The sequence below is a fragment of the Lentibacter sp. genome, assembly GCF_965657785.1.
GTDB lineage: Bacteria > Pseudomonadota > Alphaproteobacteria > Rhodobacterales > Rhodobacteraceae > Lentibacter.
The window spans coordinates 1-2,829 of record NZ_CBFHPP010000053.1 but is presented as its reverse complement, the minus strand read 5'-3'; the positions used below and the strand labels follow the sequence as shown (position 1 = coordinate 2,829).

Genomic DNA, 2,829 nt, shown 5'->3' with positions numbered 1-2,829 from the left:
CGGCTCTATAAGCCCCCCCCTGCGCGGCGCGGGCGCTTCTGCGGCCTGCGCCGCGCGCAACGATTGCATTTGCTCTAGAGAGCGGCCATATAGTTTTGACGATTTGGCAGGAGCACAGCATGACCAACTACCTCGATTTTGAAAAGCCACTGGCCGAGATTGAAGGCAAAGCGGAAGAGCTGCGCGCTATGGCGCGGCAAAGCGAGGGAATGGACATTGAGGCGGAAGCCTCGGCCTTGGACAAAAAGGCCGCAGATATGCTTGTCGCGCTCTATAAGGAGCTGACCCCTTGGCGCAAATGCCAAGTGGCGCGTCACCCGGACCGCCCGCATTGCTCGGATTACATCAAAGCGCTGTTTAGCGAATATACCCCGCTGGCCGGTGACCGGAACTTTGCTGATGATGCCGCCGTCATGGGCGGATTGGCGCGGTTCGACGGCAAGCCCGTGATGGTCATTGGCCATGAAAAGGGCAGCGATACCAAGGGCCGCATCAAGCACAACTTCGGCATGGCGCGCCCTGAGGGCTACCGCAAGGCTGTGCGGCTGATCGAAATGGCAGGCAAGTTTGGCCTGCCTGTTGTGACGCTGATTGACACGGCAGGGGCCTATCCTGGGAAGGGCGCCGAAGAGCGCGGTCAATCAGAAGCGATTGCGCGCTCGACAGAGGCGTGCTTGCAGGCGGGCGTGCCGCTGATCTCGATTATCATCGGCGAAGGCGGCTCTGGCGGGGCTGTGGCCTTTGCAACGGGCGACCGTGTCGCCATGCTGGAGCATTCGATCTATTCGGTAATCACCCCCGAGGGCTGTGCCTCGATCCTGTGGAAAGACGCCGAAAAAATGCGTGAGGCCGCCGAGGCCCTGCGCCTGACGGCCAAAGACCTCACCCAACTTGGCGTTGTTGACCGCGTCATCAAAGAACCCCTCGGCGGCGCCCACCGCGACAAAGCCGCAACCCTCGACGCTGTGCGCACGGCGTTGGACGAGATGCTCAAAGAACTCGACGGCAAAAACGGCAAAGCGCTCATTGCAATGAGGCGCAAGAAGTATCTTGACCTTGGCTCAAAGGGCTTGGCAGCCTAACCTTCAAGCCCGCCTTTAAACTTCCTCTTTCTGAAAATATCCTGGGGGTCTGGGGGCAAAGCCCCCAGGCAGTCGGATTTCGCGTAGCGAAATTCGAAACTCTAACGCGACCCGCCTTCGAATTGCACTTCGTGCAATCCGACCCATGCGGGGGCCAGCCCCCGCACCCCCGGGATATTGAGAGAAAGAGGAAGACAGGTTCAGCTTGCGAGAAGTTTGAGGCCTGCGGTGACATCCGAGCGCACGGCAAGGCGCAGGCCTGGCTCATCGCCAGCGCGCAGGGCGGCGACGATGGCACGGTGAAACTGCGGCAGCTCTGTCCGCTGCAGCCGGCCATAGAGCGCGCGCATTGTCGGGCCGAGTTGCAACCAGACTGTCTCGCACATCGCCAGCATGGCGGGGGCCTGGGCGCGCAGATAGAGCGTGCGGTGGAACTCCAGATTGGTGCGGATATAGGCCACTGCGTCTTTATGGGCGATGGCTTCGGCGATCGTGCCGTTGATCGTCTGGAGGCGCTCGATCAGTGCCATGTGTGCGCGGGGCAGAGCGCGGCTTGATAGCTCGACCTCTAGCAGTGCGCGCAGGGCGGCCAGTTCTTCGATGCGTTCGTTGGAGAGCTCGGGCGTTGCGACGCGGCCCGAGGAGGACATGAACAGCGCTCCTTCCGCGACAAGGCGCTGCACGGCTTCGCGCGCAGGCGTCATGGAGACATCAAATTCCCGTCCGATCCCCCGCAGCGTCAGGGCGTGAGCCGGAGGCAGTTCGCCGTGCATGATACGGGTGCGTAGCCCACGGTAGACTTTGTCATGGGCCGAGGAGGTATTGTCGCTGCGCGGGCTCGCGGGGGAGGGTATATGGCTTTGCATGGATATTTGTGATCACAAAAGCCGATCATTGTCAATCTCAGGGATTTGTGATCACGTAGATGAGGTGAAGCGGTATTTGTGCAATGTCGCCCCGTGCTCGCGCAGCCAGCCGCGTTCGCGATGGTGCGCGCCATAGAGCGTCTGCACCACCTGCCAGAAAGCGGGGGAGTGATTCATCTCGGCGAGATGGGCGACTTCATGTGCCGCCACATAGCGCATCACTTCGGGCGGCGCCATAATCAGCCGCCAGGAATACATCAGCGTGCCTTGCGAACTGCAAGAGCCCCAGCGCGAGCGGGTGTCGCGCATTGAGATCCGCGCAAAGGGGCGGCCAAGCGCAGCAGAATAGCCATCAGACGCAGCTGTCAGCCGATCCCGCGCCAGTTCTTTCAAAAAGCCGCTTATGCGTGCGCCAGTGCGCTCGGGCGGCCCCGGCACAAAGAGCTGGTCTTCCTTCAGGACAACCCTGCGGCCCTCGCCCTGCACCACGCGAATCAGGCGGCCTTCAAGCGGCAGCTCGCTGCCCTGCCCTACAGGCACATCGGCCTCAAAGCGCGCAACGTGGCGGCGCAGCCATGCGGCCTTTTCGCGGATAAAGCCTGTGGCCTCGGCCTGGGAGGCATGGCGCGGCAAGGTGAGTGTGACGCGGCCATCGAGCTGGGACACACGCAAAGACAGGCGTTTGGCCTGTGAGGAGCGCTTGAGACGCACTTCAACGCGCGGCGCACCCGCCTCATCGCTTTCCAGAACGAAAGTGTTCATAGATTTCCCTTGTGGCGCAAAGGCCCATCGTCAGAGTTGTTTTGGCGAAAGGCTTTGACACCCCTGCTCTGTTATGGCAGTTGGCGCTGATCACCGACAAGACCCGAATTGAAAGAGGT

Annotated in this window: 3 protein-coding genes; 1 reads left to right on the top strand and 2 read right to left on the bottom strand. The window is 61.5% G+C overall.

Translation table 11 applies throughout. The features are described 5' to 3' along the window. Positions 1–119: 119 nt before the first annotated feature. On the top strand, positions 120–1,082 hold the full coding sequence (locus tag ACTF58_RS13435; RefSeq protein WP_438992473.1) for an acetyl-CoA carboxylase carboxyltransferase subunit alpha: 963 nt from the start codon (positions 120–122) through the stop codon (positions 1,080–1,082). A gap of 200 nt (positions 1,083–1,282) precedes the next feature. On the opposite strand, the gene ACTF58_RS13430 is transcribed toward ACTF58_RS13435, so the two are convergent. Both ACTF58_RS13430 and ACTF58_RS13425 read right to left on the bottom strand, forming a co-directional pair. After that, positions 1,283–1,948, bottom strand: coding sequence for a GntR family transcriptional regulator (locus tag ACTF58_RS13430; RefSeq protein ID WP_438992472.1), 666 nt, complete (start codon positions 1,946–1,948; stop codon positions 1,283–1,285). Positions 1,949–1,999: 51 nt separating this feature from the next. Further along, on the bottom strand, positions 2,000–2,710 hold the full coding sequence (locus ACTF58_RS13425; RefSeq protein ID WP_438992471.1) for a M48 family metallopeptidase: 711 nt from the start codon (positions 2,708–2,710) through the stop codon (positions 2,000–2,002). Between the last annotated feature and the right edge of the window lie 119 nt (positions 2,711–2,829).